Origin of the sequence: Catellatospora sp. NPDC049111 (assembly GCF_040648615.1) — a bacterium.
Lineage (GTDB): Bacteria > Actinomycetota > Actinomycetes > Mycobacteriales > Micromonosporaceae > Catellatospora > Catellatospora aurea.
Genome location: NZ_JBEZEB010000005.1, coordinates 14511 through 31766 on the forward strand (window position 1 = coordinate 14511; position 17256 = coordinate 31766).

Annotated in this window: 15 protein-coding genes and 1 pseudogene; 8 read left to right on the forward strand and 8 right to left on the reverse strand. The window is 69.6% G+C overall.

Going from position 1 to position 17256, the window contains the following annotated elements; translation table 11 throughout:
- Positions 1–248 precede the first annotated feature (248 nt).
- The gene (locus AB0B66_RS09055; RefSeq protein ID WP_360525309.1) at positions 249–689 is read left to right on the forward strand and encodes a GNAT family N-acetyltransferase; all 441 of its coding nucleotides are present in this window, start codon (positions 249–251) and stop codon (positions 687–689) included.
- 274 nt (positions 690–963) lie between these two features.
- Here AB0B66_RS09055 and AB0B66_RS09060 read toward each other — a convergent pair whose 3' ends face one another.
- Both AB0B66_RS09060 and AB0B66_RS09065 read right to left on the reverse strand, forming a co-directional pair.
- Positions 964–1854, reverse strand: a complete 891-nt coding sequence (locus tag AB0B66_RS09060) for a hypothetical protein (RefSeq protein WP_360525312.1) — start codon at positions 1852–1854, stop codon at positions 964–966.
- A 62-nt stretch (positions 1855–1916) separates the two neighbouring features.
- Positions 1917–2159, reverse strand: a complete 243-nt coding sequence (locus AB0B66_RS09065) for a hypothetical protein (RefSeq protein WP_360525315.1) — start codon at positions 2157–2159, stop codon at positions 1917–1919.
- A gap of 117 nt (positions 2160–2276) precedes the next feature.
- Between AB0B66_RS09065 and AB0B66_RS09070 the strand changes: the two genes are divergently transcribed.
- The 5 genes from AB0B66_RS09070 (at position 2277) to AB0B66_RS09090 (ending at position 9760) form a co-directional block, all read left to right on the forward strand.
- A complete protein-coding gene (locus tag AB0B66_RS09070; protein WP_360525318.1) occupies positions 2277–3533 on the forward strand; it encodes an alpha-L-fucosidase in 1257 nt (418 codons plus the stop codon).
- Positions 3534–3605: 72 nt separating this feature from the next.
- Positions 3606–4853: an acyltransferase gene (locus AB0B66_RS09075; RefSeq protein ID WP_360525321.1), complete on the forward strand. Its 1248-nt coding sequence runs from the start codon at positions 3606–3608 to the stop codon at positions 4851–4853.
- A 17-nt stretch (positions 4854–4870) separates the two neighbouring features.
- Positions 4871–5773 (forward strand): ABC transporter ATP-binding protein, encoded by a 903-nt coding sequence (locus tag AB0B66_RS09080; protein ID WP_360525324.1) that lies wholly within the window; start codon positions 4871–4873, stop codon positions 5771–5773.
- On the forward strand, positions 5770–6837 hold the full coding sequence (locus tag AB0B66_RS09085) for an ABC transporter permease (protein ID WP_360525327.1): 1068 nt from the start codon (positions 5770–5772) through the stop codon (positions 6835–6837). The genes AB0B66_RS09080 and AB0B66_RS09085 overlap by 4 nt, the downstream gene beginning before the upstream one ends.
- A gap of 877 nt (positions 6838–7714) precedes the next feature.
- The gene (locus tag AB0B66_RS09090) at positions 7715–9760 is read left to right on the forward strand and encodes a hypothetical protein (RefSeq protein ID WP_360525330.1); all 2046 of its coding nucleotides are present in this window, start codon (positions 7715–7717) and stop codon (positions 9758–9760) included.
- Between the two features lie 47 nt (positions 9761–9807).
- Here the strand turns inward: AB0B66_RS09090 and AB0B66_RS09095 are convergent, their stop codons facing one another.
- Both AB0B66_RS09095 and AB0B66_RS09100 read right to left on the reverse strand, forming a co-directional pair.
- Positions 9808–10458, reverse strand: a complete 651-nt coding sequence (locus AB0B66_RS09095) for a response regulator transcription factor (RefSeq protein WP_360525333.1) — start codon at positions 10456–10458, stop codon at positions 9808–9810.
- A complete protein-coding gene (locus AB0B66_RS09100; protein ID WP_360525336.1) occupies positions 10422–12437 on the reverse strand; it encodes a histidine kinase in 2016 nt (671 codons plus the stop codon). The genes AB0B66_RS09095 and AB0B66_RS09100 overlap by 37 nt, the downstream gene beginning before the upstream one ends.
- Before the next feature lie 134 nt (positions 12438–12571).
- Between AB0B66_RS09100 and AB0B66_RS09105 the strand changes: the two are divergent.
- Both AB0B66_RS09105 and AB0B66_RS09110 read left to right on the forward strand, forming a co-directional pair.
- Positions 12572–13231 (forward strand): annotated as a pseudogene (locus AB0B66_RS09105) (ABC transporter ATP-binding protein); the annotation flags it as partial.
- A gap of 90 nt (positions 13232–13321) precedes the next feature.
- Entirely contained in the window at positions 13322–14065 is a 744-nt protein-coding gene (locus tag AB0B66_RS09110; protein WP_360525339.1) for an ABC transporter permease, read from the forward strand.
- Positions 14066–14118: 53 nt separating this feature from the next.
- On the opposite strand, the gene AB0B66_RS09115 is transcribed toward AB0B66_RS09110, so the two are convergent.
- From AB0B66_RS09115 to AB0B66_RS09130, 4 genes are all read right to left on the reverse strand, one after another.
- Positions 14119–14625 (reverse strand): DUF302 domain-containing protein, encoded by a 507-nt coding sequence (locus AB0B66_RS09115; protein ID WP_360525342.1) that lies wholly within the window; start codon positions 14623–14625, stop codon positions 14119–14121.
- Between the two features lie 184 nt (positions 14626–14809).
- Complete coding sequence (locus AB0B66_RS09120; protein WP_203698160.1) at positions 14810–15055, reverse strand: DUF6458 family protein; 246 nt, start codon at positions 15053–15055, stop codon at positions 14810–14812.
- A gap of 37 nt (positions 15056–15092) precedes the next feature.
- Positions 15093–16238, reverse strand: coding sequence for a cation diffusion facilitator family transporter (locus AB0B66_RS09125; RefSeq protein WP_360525346.1), 1146 nt, complete (start codon positions 16236–16238; stop codon positions 15093–15095).
- Between the two features lie 212 nt (positions 16239–16450).
- Positions 16451–16891 carry a hypothetical protein gene (locus tag AB0B66_RS09130; protein ID WP_360525349.1) on the reverse strand — a complete coding sequence of 147 codons (441 nt, stop codon included), beginning with the start codon at positions 16889–16891 and terminating at the stop codon, positions 16451–16453.
- Positions 16892–17256: the final 365 nt, after the last annotated feature.

The following is a 17256-nucleotide window of genomic DNA, read 5'->3' on the forward strand; positions in this document are numbered from 1 at the left end:
CCGGTGGGGTGTCGCCACACCATCCGGGCCACAGATGCAAGTGCCACAATGCAAACGTAAGTCGTTGCGCCTCCCATCATGCAGACCATCCTGTGCAGGCGCAAGCGCCGGATGCACGTGCAGATGACTTTTGGCATTCCTTCCCCGTACAGAGCGTCACCTGCCTGGCGTAACGCGGGCGAAATCCTGATGAGATATGGCGGTCACCCCTCTGGCCGGCGTCCCACTTCGCGGGAAAAGATCGACAGATGACCGCCGTACGCCCCGTCCGACCCGGCGACGTGCCGGCACTGCTCGCCCTGATCGCCGACCACGCCGCGTACGAGCGCGCTGCCTCGCCACCGCCTGACCTCGCCGAACGGCTCGCACCGGCGCTGTTCGCCGACCCGCCGCGGCTGCGCTGCCTGGTCGCCGACGACGCCGGCACCCTGGTCGGCTACGCCACCTGGACCCGCGACTTCGCCACCTGGACCGGCCGCCACTACACCCACCTCGACTGCCTCTACCTCGACGACCGGCACCGGGGCCGCGGCCTGGGCAAGCTACTGCTCGACGCCGTGGTCGAGGCGGCCCAGGGCGACGAGATCCAGTGGCAGACCCCGGCCTGGAACACCGACGCCCAGCGCTTCTACGAGCGCCTCGGCGCACGCCCCGCCGAAAAGATCCGGTACACGCTGCCGGCCCGCTGAGCAGCGCCCGCCCACCAGCGCTACCCACCGGCCCGTCCACACCGCGCCCTTCCGCCGCCCGGGCGGGAACACTGGCACGGACAGTTCCGGACGGGTGATGCCGCCTCCGCCGCGGGCCACAGCACCGCCAGCCCGCCACGGCCGCGCCGATGATCGTCCGACTTGCCTGGCAGTCGTGCGTATCTTGAGCACGAATACCCACAGGTGCCAGGCAAGTCCGACGACCTTGGTGAGTTGGCGGACCGGGTCGGGTTGACGGGCGACGGTGAGGGGCTCAGACCGCGTCGGCCTCGCGTACCCCTGGCACAGACGCATCCGGGCGCCCGGGTGCCGTGGGCTGCCCGGGCAGCTCCCCGAACCGGGCCAGGGCCAGCGCGCCACCCACGGCCAGCAGGAAGCCGCCGACCGCGACCGGCACCCAGCCGGGCCGCGCCTCGTCGCCCAGCACCACGACGCCGACGACGGCGGGCAGCACCGTCTCGCCGATCACCATCGCCGCCGTGGCGGTGGTGACCGAACCGCCCGACAGCGCCATCGTCCACAGCACCAGCGCGATGAGGCTGGACGCGGCAACCAGATACGTGGCCGGCTCGCGCACCATCCGCGCCGGGTCCAGCTCCGGCAGCGTGCGCGCGGCCAGCGCCAGCACCCCGAAGCACAGGCCCGCGCACAGCCCGAGGACCATGGTGCGCCGGCGCCCGCGCAGCCGCCCCGCACCCGCGCCCAGCACGGCGAGCCCCACCAGGCACGCGGCCAGCGCGGCGTAGAAGTCGGTGTGTGCCCGGTTCGCGCCCTCGGGTCCGGCCGACACACCCAGCAGGGCCAGTCCGACGCAGACGGCGGCGACCGCGCCTTTCTCGACCCGGCCGAGCCGCTCCTTCATCACCACGGCCGCCGCGATCGCGGTCACCGCCAGGGCGGACGCGATCGCGGCCTGCACCAGGAACAGCGGCAGGTGCCGCAGCGCGACCAGTTCGAACCCGAAACCCAGCAGGTCCAGGCCGACCCCGGCGAGGAACGGCAGGGTCAGCCAGGCGCGCACCAGGGACTTCGGCTCCAGCTCGCTGACCGGCCCCGCCTTGCGCATGCCGACGGCCTGCATGACCGACGACAACCCGAAGCACACGGCCGCTGCCAGCGCCCCGCCCAGGCTCACGATCAGCACCGGATCATCGTTTCACGGAGCCCGCCGCAGGGAGCCGCGTTCCCGGCGCGCCGATCCGGCGCTCAGTCCTGCAGGTGGCTGTTGGCGGAGTTCGTCCACCAGCCGCCGCCGGCACCGGTTCCGGTTCCCGACCTGCCGGGGTTGCCCATGCGTCGGCTGAGCCGGGCGGCGTCCTGCACCGCCCGGCTGGCCGGGTGCATCCGTCGCCTGCGGATCCTCCGGATCACCGCGAGCACCGCCTCACCGCCGAGCACCACCCCCACACAGGCGAGCACGGTCAGCAGGATCGCCACGAAGTCCGGCATGTGCCCACGGTAGGGCAGGGCGTCGAGTCGCGGACCACTGGAACCCTATAGGATCCGGCGATGAAACCGTTTACTATCCCTTCGGCCTCGTAACATCCGCCGCTGAGGAGCATCCACATGACGACCCGACCCACTCCCGGCCAGCTCGCCTGGCAGGACGCCGGCTTCGGCCTGTTCCTGCACTTCGGGCTCAACACGTTCCACGGCAAGGAGTGGAGCGACGGCACCCTCGACCCGGGCACGTTCGACCCGTCCGACCTCGACGCGGGCCGGTGGGTGGACGTCGCACAGCGGGCGGGCGCGAAATACATCGTGCTCACGGCCAAGCACCACGACGGCTTCTGCCTGTGGCCGACCGACACCACGGCGTACTCCGTCGCCTCGTCGCCCTGGCGCGGCGGCCGCGGCGACGTGGTGGGCGAGCTGGCCGAGGCGTGCCGGGCCGCGGGTATGCCGCTCGGCCTTTACCTGTCCCCGTGGGACCGTAACGCGGCCTGCTATGCCGACCCGGCCGCGTACGACGAGTTCTACCGTCGCCAGCTCACCGAGCTGTGCACCCGGTACGGGCCGCTGTTCGAGCTGTGGTTCGACGGCGCGGGCTCCGAGGGCCGGACCTACGACTGGAACGCGATCATGGAGGTGGTCGACACCCACCAGCCGCAGGCCATGGTCTTCAACATGGGCCGGGCGGGCATCCGGTGGGTCGGCAACGAGGACGGCCTGGCCGCCGACCCGTGCCTGTACGCCGTGGACCGGCTCGGCAGGTCGATGTTCACCGCCGAGGCCGACACCCTCCACGGCCTGCACTACCTGCCGCCGGAGTGCGACGTGCCGATCCGGGCGCACTGGTTCTGGCAGCCCGACGACCTGGACACGCTCAAGAGCGCCGAGCACCTGCTCGCGATCTGGTACCGCTCGGTCGGCCTGGGCGCGGGACTGCTGCTCAACGTGCCACCGGACCGGCGCGGGCGGCTCGACGAGCACGACGTGACCCGGCTGCTGGAGGTCACCGCCGAGCTGCGCCGCCGGTTCGCGACACCGCTGCACGCCCGGCTCACCCGTGAACCGGGACGGGTCGTCGCCGAGTTCGACACCGAGGTCGAACTCGACCACGTCGAGCTGCGCGAAGACCTCACGGACGGCCAGCGGGCGGGCACGCACGAGGTCCGCTGCGGCGAGGCGGTGGTCGCGGCCGGACACACCGTGGGCGTACGCCGCTGGCACGCCTTCCCCGCGATCCGCACCCGGCGGCTCACCGTCACCCTGGACGACCCGCACGCCCGCCTGAGCGCCGTCACCGGCTTCCGCACCGGCCACGAGTCCCCGCCCGCACTCCAGCGGCAGCCCGCGCTCGACGTGTCGAAAGTGGACTGAAACCGCCGCCCACCTCCCGCCGCCCCTCGCGCGTCAACCTCCTGGACGCGGCTGGTCACGGAGGGAGCGGACATGAGCGAGGAGCAGGTCGGCACGGCCCCGGCGCGGGCGGCCGCGCGGCGGCCGGAGCTGGACGCGATACGCACGCTGGTGGTCGTCGGGCTGGTCTTCTTCCACTCGTCGCTGGTCTTCGACGAGCGCGACGACTACTACATCAAGAACGCCGACACGACCGAGGTCACCACGGTCCTGTCCGGGCTGGCCGTGGTCTGGGCCATGCCGATCCTGTTCCTCATCGCGGGATTCGGGGCGCGCCACTCGCTGCGTCGGCGTGGTCCGGGCGGTTTCGCCGTCGAACGGCTGCTGCGGCTGGGCGTGCCGCTGCTGTTCGCGCTCGTGGCGCTGCTGCCGGTGCCGCCGTGGCTGCGGTTGAAGGCCGCCGACCCCGGCTACCACGAGTCGTACTGGCAGTACCTGCCACGCTTCTTCGAGGTGCGGTTCGACGCGAGCGAGTTCCCGTTCGTGGTGCAGGGCGAGCAGTTCGAGACCGGGCACCTGTGGTTCGTGGTGATGCTGCTGGCCTGGGCGCTGCTGCTGGCGGCCGCGGCCCGGCTGCTGCCCCGCCGGCTGCTGCTGTGCGACCGGCTGGGCGCGGTCACCGGGCGGCGCGGGCTCGTCCTGCTGCTGCCTGCACTGCCGCTGGCGCTGATCACCGCGCTGGACGGCATGGAGGAGGGCTACGCGGGTTGGAGCCGCTGGGCCTACCTGCTGTTCTTCCTGTACGGCGTCGTGCTCGCCGACGACGACCGGTTCCGCGAGGCGATGCGCCGTGACGCGGTGCTCGGGGCCGTCGCCGGGGCGGTGCTGATGGCCGCCGGCATGCCGCTGTTCTTCGTGGTCGCCGAGGGCGGCGGCGACCCGCTGACCGACCTCACCGGCAGGGCCGTGCTGATGCGGACGCTCTACGGCATGACCGGCTGGTGTTTCGTGGTCGCCATCCTCGGCCTGCTCGACCGGCGCGCTCGGCGGCGGCCGAACACGGCGCCGGGACTCGGCCGCCGTGTCTACCTCTACCTGGCGCTCGGCGCGCTGCCGATCTACGTGCTGCACCAGCCGATCGTGGTGGCGGTCGCGTACCACGTCGTGTCGTGGCACGCCCCGATCGCCGTCAAATACCTGACCCTGGTGACGATCGCGCTGGCGCTGACCGTCGCCGCCTACGAGCTGCTGGTCCGGCGCACCCGGCCGACCCGCTTCCTGTTCGGCGTACGAGAACCGGCCGTCGAACATCCAACCACGACTGAGCCGCCTGGCGAGTGAGGGGTACGGTGCAGGTCATGTCACCGACGATCAAGGTCGAGGAGCTGCGCAAGGCCTACGGCGAGCTGCGCGCCGTCGACGGCGTCTCCTTCGAAGTGCAGGCCGGGGAGTTCTTCGGCATCCTCGGGCCCAACGGCGCGGGAAAGACCACCACCCTGGAGATGATGGAGGGGTTGCGCCAGCCCGACTCGGGCAGCGTCGCCCTGTTCGGCGAGAGCCCATGGCCGCGCAACCCGCGGTTGCTTCCCCGCATCGGCGTGCAGCTGCAGGCCAGCGCGTTCTTCGAGCGGCTGACCGCCCGCGAGCAGATCCGCACCTTCGCCTCGCTGTACGGCGTGACAGCACGCAAGGCCGACGAGTGGCTCGGCGTGGTCGGCCTGGAGGACATGGCCGACAAGCGCAACGAGGACCTGTCCGGCGGCCAGCAGCAGCGGCTGTCCATCGCCTGCGCCCTGGCGCACGGGCCGGACCTGGTGTTCCTCGACGAGCCGACGTCCGGCCTGGATCCGCAGGCCCGCCGCAACCTGTGGGACGTGCTGCGCGACATCAGCGCGCAGGGCCGCACCGTGGTGCTGACGACGCACTACCTCGACGAGGCAGAGTCGCTGTGCGACCGGGTCGCCATCATGGACCACGGCCGCATCCTGGAGTCCGGGCCGCCCGCGACGCTGGTCCGCGACCTCGACGCGCCGACCCGGATCGCGATCGAGAGCGGCGTGATCACCGCCGACGCGGCCCGGGGGCTCGCCGACGGGCTCGACGTGACCGACGACGGGGTGTCGCTGACCATCGCGACGCGTACCCCCGCGCCCGTGCTGTCGGCCCTGGCCGAACGCGACGCGCTGCGCGGCCTGTCGGTGCGCGGCGCGACCCTCGAAGACGTCTTCCTGCACCTCACCGGACGGGAGTACCGGGCATGACCGGCTTCGTCAGCCTCTCCACGGCGATGGCCCGCGGCTTCTTCCGCGACCGCACCGCCATGTTCTTCACCATCCTGTTCCCGCTGATGTTCCTGGTGCTGTTCGGCGGCCTGTTCAAGGACGCGGGCGCGTCGAAGACCGACATCCTGCAGATCGGCTCGGTGCCGGTCGTCGACCAGCTGCCCGCCGAGGCCGCCGCGGGGCTCGACCAGGTGCTCGCGGTGACCCGCACCGCCGACCGCGCCGCCGCGCTGGAGGAGGTGCGCAAGGGCGACAAGGCCGCCGCGATCGAGCAGGTCGGCGGGGAGCTGATCGTGCACTACTCGGCCGCGGACGCGGTCAAGGCCGCCACCGTGCAGGGCATCCTGGAGTCGCTGGTCCAGCAGGCGAACCTCGCCGCCGCGGGTGTCACCACCCCGGCGACCACCCTGCGCGCCCAGCCGGTCGAGGACCAGTCCCTCAAGGCGATCCAGTACATGACCCCCGGCCTGCTGGGCTGGGCGATCGCGACCGGCGCGACGTTCGGCGCGGCGCTCACGCTGGTCACCTGGCGGCAGAAGAAGATCCTGCGCCGCCTGCGGCTGTCCCCCGTGCCGGTCGCCTCGATCATCGGCGCGCGGGTGTCGGTCAGCATCGCCATCGCCCTGGTCCAGTCGGCCATCTTCATCGGCGTCGCCCTGCTGCCCTACTTCGGCCTGCAGCTGTCCGACCAGTGGTGGGCCTTCATCCCCATCATGATCGCCGGCACGCTGGCCTTCCTGTCCATCGGCCTGGTCGCCGGCGCGGCCTCGAAGACCCCCGAGGCGGCCAGCGCCATCGCCAACCTCATCACCCTGCCGATGGCGTTCCTGTCCGGCGCGTTCTTCCCCCTCGACGGGGCGCCGGCGTGGCTCCGGCAGATCTCCGAGTTCCTCCCGCTCAAACACCTCGTCACCTCGATGCAGGACGTCATGGTCCGCGGCGAGAGCATCGCCGTCACCCTGCCCGACATCGGCATCCTGCTCGCCTTCACCCTCGTCCTGTCCGCCGTCGCCGCCGCCCTCTTCCGCTGGGACGACGCCTGACCGGAGGAAGACGCCTTCGTACCGCCAAACCTTGAAGAAGGTGCGGTTCTTATCTCCCACACGCTTCGCTCCTGCACGGATGAACGGGCCCGCGCCCACTGGCGCCGGGCCCGTTCTCGCTTACGGTCCGTACACGCAGCGAACAGCGCAGTGATTTCGGGCGGAGGCCCACTGCCGTTCAGGAAACGTCCCCTCGTGCTTCACCCGGCGACGCCACGGTTAGCAGCCCTGTCCGCGCAGGGCCGAGCACGTGATGCAACCCCCGCCGGGATGATCCGATATACGGGTCACGAGGACACCGCGCGTTGCGCGCTCTGCGCGCTGTCGTCACATTCATAGTCCTTGGAGGTACTGGTGAGCGCGGTTCTCATCGTGGGAGGCTCTGTCGCGGTGTTGTTGTCAGCGATTCTCGTGATCATCGCCACACGACACATTCCTGACTCGGACGGTCTCGCTGTCGATCGACTCGACCACCAGCCGCACTCAAACGTTGCATGGTGTGTGATGTGCGGCGGCTGACGCGCCTGCCACTTGGCTCAGATCTCGAGCAACCGTGTGCGCCCACCGAGCTCGAAGAATAACGTCAGCCAACCGCCGCTGGCCCCAGCCGTTGAAGGCGCGCTACGCCAAATCCTCATGTGGCGACCGCGTGATAGATAAATCCCAGGCCTCTTAGCCCTGATTTTCCTATTTTAGCTTTCATTTCCCGAAATCCGAACTACGTAACCGCCCATCCCAAATCAGCGGTGCCCCGCAAACCACTTTCAAGTGCAACAATCTGGCAGTGCCCCCATTACTTGCTCGTCGGATCTGGACCGTCCCAGCGATTCGTTTGCTGGTTGCAAGCGCAGCCCTCGCTGCCCTGATCTTGACAGTAATGGCATTCATCAGCCGCAACTCCTCTCCTAAGTTCGAGGACTGGGTAGGTTGGGCGAACGTCGTGGGGGCAGTTTCATCACTCGTTACCCTGATACTTGCACTTAATGACAAATTGCCATTCCTCCGCGTCGGCGGGGGAATGAGTATTCACGAGATCGCCGACAATCTGGCGCTCAAACTCATTCGCGAACAGCAACGTCGGCTCAGCGAACTGATCGGCACCAATGTTCCGGAGTCGAATCCGGCATTGGTCAGATTCAAGCCCGCCAAGGGGCGAAAAACGCAACTAGCAGAAAAGGGCGAATCGCACGAATTATATGACGTTCGCAACATCACACAATTTTATCTTGAAGAAACTAATGGCAGATTAGCCATTGTCGGCGGGGCAGGCTCGGGAAAGACCGTCTGCGCCATGCTCCTAATTGTTGGCCTACTAAAGAGTCGCACGATCCGGAGCAGCGACCCGAACGATGCAGCTAGTGCACCGGTACCCATTTTCGCAAGCCTAACTGGCTGGGATGCCGAAGAGCCTTTCGAAGCATGGTTGTCAGAAATTCTGGTCCATCGCCATGGGTTATCCCGCGATCAAGCGGACTCACTTGTTGCCGCCGGAGCAATACTACCCGTGCTCGACGATCTTGATTCAATAGAACCACAGAATGGCGATGGCAGCCGGGGACGCAAAGCAGTGAGGTTGATTAACAAGTATCTTGGCAGCGCTCTGGATGGAAAAATTGTTGTTATGTGCCGGTCCGGTGGACGCCACGAGCGTCTGGTCGCGGAGATTCGTCATGCCCATCAGGTCGTCCTTCAACCTCTGGCCGCAATGACAGTCAGGACATACATCGAGGATCAGTGCCCCGATCCATTAAGCCAGGACGACTGGAAGCCGGTACTTCAGAAGCTCCGCGGGAAAGCAGGCAACCAAGTGCTTGAAGCACTTGGAACACCATGGCGTCTCACAGCAGCAATGACTTACTACCGCAATGGCGGTGACCCAAGCCAGTTGCTGCCTAGTGCCCAAGAACGGGGAAGTGGGGCAGCAGCCTACGTGTCTCGCGTTAAAGAAACACTATTCATTTCTTTCGTGAATGCACGTGTACAGCTGTATTCAAATCGGAAGTATACCGCAACATTCGTCTCAACACAGCTCGGCGTACTCGCCAAGCACCTTGACTTCATGTCACGCAACAGCGCATCGGGAACAGATATCGTCTTACACGAATGGTGGGAAGGCGCTGAACGAAAACTCATTCGGCGACAGCATATCTGGCTTACCTACGCATTCGCCGCAGTCGCGCTAACGTCCGCAGTTCGATTTGATGCCGCCCACGTCGGATTAAGTGGTTGGCGTGACTATACTGCAGTCCTCGCAACCATCTTCATGTTCAGGTTCGCCATTGTCGCCGCGGTTCAGCGAGATCAGCCCCCCGTGATTGCACGCCTCTCCTCCCTCAGGCATTCCCGAAAAGCCCGCACGATCTTGTTCACAGGAATCGCCGGGGCTATATTCATAGGTGTCTCCGGTGCCATCGCATACGGCTTTGTCTACGCGACAGCCCTATCGCTAGCAGTGCTGGCAGCCGCATTCCTGGTAGCGGTACGCGTTCCATCAGATGCGCTAGTCGCGGGCCCCCTAGAACCAATTCGCCGCGACTTCTGGTACAACGTATTATCTGGATTGGCAATCGGCACGATGCTAGGACTAGCGTACGCAAAGACCTACAATCCGGTGTGGGGAATCTTTATCGGGGCAGCAAACGGCATAGGCTGGTTGCTAGCTTCATCTTCTTGTAGATACGCATTCGCTCTCGCATTCACGGTCCGGTACAGGCTCGGCGCGTTCCTTAACTGGGCGCACACCGCTGGCATCATGCGCGTTTCAGGGGTCAGCTACCAATTTCGGCATGCTGAGTTGCAGGAATTCCATACTCCGCCAGTGCCCGTGACTCCGAAGCAAACACCTGGGTCGAGGCGAGCACGTCTAGTGTCACTGTTTGCTAGTCGCTCGTTTCGTCAGGAGCGATCGCACGCAGATGTTTGAGCCGCAGCGCTCGGGTGAGCAGAGTGCCGCTATTGGCGGCCAGCGGCTCAGTTCGCGCCGTTGAGGTAGGCGAGGACCGCCAGGACCCGCCGGTTGTCGTCATCGGACGGGGCCAGGTCCAGTTTGCCGAAGATGCTGGCCGTATGCTTGCCGACCGCGCTCTCCGACAGGAACAGCCGCTGCCCGATCGCCGCGTTGGAGCGCCCCTCGGCCATCAGCTCCAGCACCTCCCGCTCGCGCGGGGTCAGCCGGGCCAGCGGCACGTTGCGCGCGGGCTGCTGGAGCAGCTTCGCGATGACCTCCGGGTCCATCGCGGTGCCGCCCCCGGCGACCCGGCGCACCGCGTCGAGGAACTGGTCGGCGTTGAACACCCGGTCCTTGAGCAGGTATCCGATCCCGCCCGTCCCGTCGGCGAGCAGTTCGCGCGCGTACAGCTGCTCGACGTGCTGCGACAGCACCAGCACCGGCAGGCCCGGCACCTGCCGCCGCGCCGTCAGCGCCGCCTGCAGTCCTTCGTCGGTGTTCGTGGGCGGCAGTCGCACGTCGACCACGGCCACCTCGGGCCGGTGCGTGAGCAGGGCGTCGAGCAGGTCCGGGCCGGTCTCCACGGCGGCGACGACGGTGCAGTCGTGCGCCTCCAGCAGGCGGACCAGCCCTTCCCTCAGGAGGTAGAGGTCCTCGGCGAGGACAACGCGCACGGTATCTCCAGGGTCAGCACAGTGGGGCCGCCCTGCGGGCTGTGCAGGGCGAGGGTACCGTCGAATGTAGCGAGTCGCCGCCGCAGCCCGTGCAGCCCGCCGCCGTGCGCGGGTTCGGCCCCGCCGCGGCCGTCGTCGGTGACGGTGACCCGCAGCAGGCCGCCGGTGTGCCGGATGTCCACGCCGACCCGGCCGGCCTGCGCGTGCCGGGCGGCGTTGGTCAGCGCCTCGGCGACCGCGAAGTACGCGGCCGTGGCGACCGGCGCGGGCGGCTGCCCGGCCAGGTCAGCGCGCACCTCCACGGGCAGCGCGGAGTCCAGCGCGAGGGCGCGTACGGCGTCGGCGAGGCCGCGCTCGGCGAGCACCGGCGGGTGGATGCCGCGGACCAGGTCGCGCAGCTCGGCCAGGGCCGCGGCGGAGGTCTCCCGGGCCTGGGCCAGCAGCGCGCGGGCGGCGGCCGGGTCGCGGTCCATCAGCTGCTCGACCGTGCCCAGGCTCAGCCCGACGGCGACGAGCCGGGCCTGCGCGCCGTCGTGCAGGTCGCGTTCGATCCGGCGCAGCTCGGCGCTCTGCGCATCCACGGCCTCGGCGCGGGTCTGGGCGAGGTGCTCGACGCGCTGGGTGAGCCGGGCGGAGCGGCTCGGCGCGAGCAGCAGCCGCGCCCAGCCGGTGATCAGGCGCAGCACCGGGCGGGCCAGCAGCACGCCGAGCAGCCCGAGAGCCAGCCCGATCGGGATGGACGTCCAGCCCGGCAGCACGTCGGCGGCGGGCACGCCCAGGGTGAACAGCTGCCAGACGTACCAGGGGCTGATCCACAGGCCGGTGATGAGGCCGAGCGGCACGCCCCACAGCGGCCAGAACAGCGCCTGCCAGAACAGCCCGAAGTAACCCGCGCCGATCAGCACGCCGGGGATCACGGCAACCAGCGCCACCAGCGGCGCGGTCGCCATCCAGGCCAGGTCGCGCCAGGTGGCCGGGTCGCCGAGGATCCACGGGAAGAAGCCGGCGCGGCGGGCGCCGTCGCGGGTGGCGTAGAGGGTGCGGCCGACGCGGTAGCGGCCGTCGGGTCCGGGCTCGGGCACGGGCTCACGCTGCCGGTACGGGTCCGGCATGGGGTCGCCGCCGCCCCACTGCACGCACAGCCGCCGGTAGTGGTTGAGCATCGGCCGGATCGCGTACGCCAGCCAGGCGATGCCGAACCCGCCGCTGAGCATGGTCAGCAGCAGCGTCAGCGCGAACACCGCGAACCCGGTCAGCGACAACCCGAGCAGCAGCGCCGCCTTCCACGTGTCGTGGCCCCCGCGGCGCAGCCAGTCCCCGATCCCGGACGACTTCCACCAGGTCAGGCCCGGGTCGCCGAGCCACTGCCGGGCCCAGCGGCCGTGCGCGCGCAGCAGGGTCGGCCCGGCGAGCACCCCGGCGGCGATCGCCGTAAAACCCGCCGCGAGCACGGCCCAGCCGGGCATCGTCAGGCCGAGCCGAGCCACCAGGTCGGCGAGCACGGTGTCGGCCAGCACCCGGCGGCCGGGACCGGTCATCCCGGCGACGAGCAGCACTCCGGCAACGAGCAGGCCCGGCGCGAGCAGCGCGACCAGGGCACCGGCGGGTGCGAGCAGCACCAGCCACGTCCAGTCCCGGGCCGTCGCCGGGTCGTCGCTCAGCCACTGCATGCGCAGGAAGAAGGCCGGGTAGTGGCGGGTCTTGAACAGCTGGCCGTCGTGCTCGTACCAGCCGTCGGGGCGGCGCGGCGGCGTCGGCACCGGGCCCGCGCGGTACGGCGGGTCGATCACCACCCCGCTCCAGGAGCCGGCCAGCCGGCGCGACAGCGCGGTCAGCCGGCGGACCAGCTGCAGCACGGCCGGGTAGGTGACGACCGCGCCGATCGCCGTCATCAGCGGCAGCGAGGCGACGAATCCGAAGACCGCGAGCAGCGCGAGGGCGACGCAGCGCAGCGGGGCGAGGGCGTACGACCGGAACATGCGACACATCGTCGCCGATCGGCGCGGGTCATGGCACTGCGCGTGGGCCCCCGGCCGGGGTGGGGTTTCCTACACCCCCGCTCGGCGCGCAACCGCATACCGGCGCTCGCATCGCGTCTCTACCGTCTATCGGCATGACAGTCATCGAAGTCAACGGGCTCACCAAGCGGTACGGCGACCGCACGGTCGTCGACGGCGTCTCCTTCACCGTCGCCGAAGGCGAGATCTTCGGCATCCTCGGCGAGAACGGCGCCGGCAAGACCACCACCGTCGAATGCATCTCCGGGCTGCGTACCCCCGACGCGGGCAGCATCGGCGTGTTCGGTCTCGACACCCGGACCGACCGGGAGGAGCTGCGCCGGATCATCGGGGTGCAGCTGCAGGAGAGCCAGCTGCAGGACCGGCTGCGCGTCGGCGAGGCCATGCAGCTGTATGCCTCCTTCTACCGCGACCCCGCCGACTGGCGCGAGCTGCTGGCCGCGGTCGGGCTGACCGAGCAGGTCCGGGTGCCGTACGCGAAGCTGTCCGGCGGCCAGAAGCAGCGCCTGTCGATCGCGCTCGCACTGATCGGCAACCCGCGCCTGGCGATCCTGGACGAACTCACCACCGGACTGGACCCGCGCGCCCGGCGCGAGACGTGGAAGCTGATCCGCCAGATCCGCGACCGCGGCGTGACCGTGCTGCTGGTCACGCACTTCATGGACGAGGCCGAGCGGCTCTGCGACCGGCTCGCCGTGCTCGACGGCGGAAAGATCGTCGCGCTGGACACCCCTGCCGCGCTGATCGCGGGTGTCGGCGACGTCGACGGCTACCGCGCCAACCTCGAGGACGCGTTCCTCGCCCTGACCGGCACCGACCGCGACAACTGAACAGGAGCAACCACCATGTCCGCCCTGACCCGACTGACCGGCGCCGAGGCCCGGCTGTTCCTGCGCGAGCCGGTGAGCGCGTTCTTCGCGCTGGCCTTCCCGGCCGTGCTCGTGATCGTGCTCGGCAACGCCATCCCCGCGTTCAGCGAGCCGTCGCCCGACTTCGGCGGCGAGCGCCCCATCAACCTGTACCTGCCCATCGTGCTGGCCCTGGCCATCGGCACGGTGACGATGACCTCCCTGCTCAGCGTGCTCGCCCAATACCGCGAGCGGGGCGTGCTCAAGCGGCTGGCCACCACGCCGGTGAAGCCGTCGGCGCTGATCGGCGCGCAGCTCGGCGTGAACGTCGCGGCCCTGGTCGCGGGCTCGGCGCTGATGATGCTGACCGCCGCCGTGGCGTTCGGCAGCCGCGGGCCGGAGAACTGGCCGGCCCTGCTGGTCGCCTACCTGCTCGGCGCCGGGGCGATGACCGGCGTGGCGCTGTTCATCGCCGCGGTGACGCCCAACGCCCGCGCCTCGGCCGGCATCGGCACCCTCGTGTACTTCCCGATGCTGTTCTTCGCCGGGGTGTGGACCCCGGGCGACATGATGCCCGACGGCGCGCAGCGGGTCGCCGACTTCACCCCGCTGGGCGCGGCGTCGCAGGCGATGCAGGCCGCCTGGAACGGCGCCTGGCCGCAGCCCCTGCACCTCGCGGTGGCCGCCGGGTACACCCTGGTCACGGGGGCGCTCGCGGTCCGGCTGTTCCGCTGGCAGTGACCGGCCGCAGGCTCGGCCGAAGCCGCATCCCTCGGGGTGCGGCTTCGGCCTGTTCAGCCCGCGGTCGCCGCGTCGAGCAGGGCCAGCACCTTGCGGTCGAGTTCCTCGGCGACGGCCAGGGCCCGCTGGTCGCCGTACGGCCGCAGCGCGCTCGCGACGGTGTCGTAGGCGACTCGGACCCCGTCGGGCGCCTGGTGGACCAGGATCGTGACAGGGGCGTACGAGCCGGCATCGGGCACGTGACGGGCCATCTGGCTCATCGTCAGCGGGTTGCCCGCGATGATCCTTACCAGGCGGAAATCCGTGATGTCCGGGTTGACGGCCAGCGCCGCACCCTCGTCGAGTTCCAGGAACCGCATCAGGTCACTGGGCCCGACCGCGTCCTCGACGACCCGGCGGTACTCGCCGAAGTCCTTCGCCGCGGCCAGATCGGCGAGGAACGCGCCCAGATCCGGCCGCCCGATACCCAGGTAGATGCCCGTGACGACGTCGTCGAAGGTCCGCTGCGAGGTCAAGGTGACCCGCTCCAGCGGGACGTTCGTCGTTGTCCTTGCGCTCATCTGCCGCTCCCGGTGCTCGGCCGCCCTCGACCCAGTTTTCCCGTTCCGGAAGCCTGGCGAGACCGAATCCGCCGAGCCGTGCGGGGATGGCCCCGGTCCGCCGCTTTTCGACGACCGCGCCCCGGCGGCCGAGGCTGCAGCCGGAAGGCGGGACCCGCACGGGTCCCGCCTTCGCGGAAGACGGTCAGACCGTGCCGGGGGGCACCGTGTCGCGGGTCTCCTCGATGACGCGCCGCTCCGTGGGCGCGGTGGTCACCACGGACCGGCGGCGGCTGCTCCAGATGGTGAGGGTCAGCACCATCCCGAGCGCGCCGACGACCATCAGGATCCAGCCGACCACGTCCAGGTCCAGCCCACTGATGCTCACGTCCAGGGCGAATGTGAGGATCGCGCCCAGCGCGATCAGGAAAAGGCTCGCGCCGATACCCATGTCAGCCTCCTTCTGGCGACCATCGCCTCGCCAGCGGCTATACCCGGTCGCGCGCCCCGCCAACCTCGGGATCACGGTGGTGGTTCAGCACCGCGTGCGGGTCGGCGTGCGTCCCGGCCGGATCGGCGTGCACCATGGCGGCCGTCAGCTTCGGCACCGCGTGCAGCAGCCGGTGCTCGGCGTCGACCGCGATCGCGTGCGCTCGGCTCACCGTCAGCTGGGCGTCGACGGCCACCGCGCACTCGGCCCGCAGCCGGTGCCCGATCCAGCGCAGCCGCACCTCGCCCACGTCGACCACGCCCGGAGTGCCGCGCAGCGTCTGCTCGACGGCGTCGACGAGTCTCGGGTCCACCGCGTCCATCAGCCGCCGGTACACCTCGCGTGCGGCGTCCTTGAGCACCAGCAGGATCGCCACCGTGATGAGCAGGCCCACCACCGGGTCCGCCCACCACCACCCCAGCGCCGCGCCGCCCGCGCCGAGCAGCACGGCGAGTGAGGTGAAGCCGTCGGTACGCGCATGAAGCCCGTCCGCGACCAGCGCCGCCGAGCCGATGCGCCGCCCGACGACGATGCGGTATCGCGCCACCAGCTCGTTGCCCGCGAACCCGATCAGCGCCGCCGCGGCGACGTAGGGCAGGTGGCGCACCTCCTGCGGGTCGAGCAGCCGGCGGAACGCCTCGTATCCGGCCAGCGCCGCCGACGCCGCGATGGTCAGCACGATGAAGATGCCGGCGAGGTCCTCGGCCCGGCCGAAGCCGTACGTGTACGAGCGGGTCGGGCGGCGGCGGCCCAGCACGAACGCCACGCCCAGCGGCACCGCGGTCAGCGCGTCGGCCACGTTGTGCAGGGTGTCGCCGAGCAGGGCGACCGAGTGGGAGAAGTACACGACGACGGCCTGCAGCACCGCGGTGACGCCGAGCACCACCAGCGAGATCCACAGGGCGCGCAGACCCTCGCGGGAGGACTCCATCGCGGAGTCCAGCTTGTCCGCCGCGTCGTGCGAGTGCGGGCTGAACAGGTGGCCGAGCTGGTGCTTCAGCCGGGAGAGCACCCCCGGGCTCGCGTGATCGTGGCCGTCGTGATCGTGATCGTGATCGTGGTCGTGCGTGTGGGCGTCGTGCTCGCCGGGACCGTGTTCCGCGTGGCCGTGGCCGCTGGAGCCGTGGCGGTGATCGTCACTCATGGCGTGCCTCCCGCGCCCACTAAAGCAGAACTCGATCGCACGCGCCGCTCAGCACGCCGAGGCGCGTGCCCGCCGATCCTTGCCCTTGCCTCGGAACGCGCGGACTCGGGAGCCAAAACGAAAAGTGCCTCGGGTCGGGCCGACCGACTCGAGGCACTTTGTCAGGGATCCGCGTTCGGGACACCACCAGGCTGACTCCGGACGCTACGACCTCAGCAGGTGATCACCTTGTTCGCGCTCACCATCTGGTGACCGACGTTGCTGGACAGGATGGTCCGGTAAGTCCAGGTGCCCGAGGCGCACGGTCCGGAGACCTGCATCCAGTTGTTTCCGGTGTGGAAGTTGATCCCCTCCTGCTGCCACCAGGCCGACGTACGGTGACGCTGCAGGGTCAGGGTCCACACGGTCGAGTCTCCACAGTCCCACTTCTCGCCCCAGCCCTTGAGCGTGCCGTTGGGCTCCTTGTTCGGCGGGTAGGCGGCGTACCAGCAGGCCAGCGTGCCGAACGAACCAGTCGCCGCCACCTCCGTGCTCGCTGTCGCCGAAGCCGCTCCGCCGGTGACAACGACACCGCTGGTCACCAGAGCGAGCAGCAGCATCGCCGCGGTCCGCCGGACCCTGGCCGCCGAGCGGCCCTTCCGCAGGTCGAGCATCTCCGTTCTCCTTCTCTGTCGCCTTTTCGCGGAACCTCCGCGGCAACAGCACACCTGCGCGACGGCGGATGGAGGAAGAGCCGTGGACCAGTCCGGACGCATCCGGACATGAGAGCCATTCTCCGCACGGATGCCGGACAGACAGCTGATGCGACGGTATGCAGGAAGATCGTGCCCATGGGCGCGGTGGGGAGGTGACGACCCGCGACAGAGCGTCGACAGAAGATCGACGTACCCGATGTCGGTATGCGAACATGTCGGACCGCCCACTGGCGGGAGGTCGGCCGCAGAAAGCGAGACGCCGTGAGCCGGTACGCCTGGTGGTTCAGGATCGCGACAGGTCTGGTCGCCGGCGCTGCCGCTGG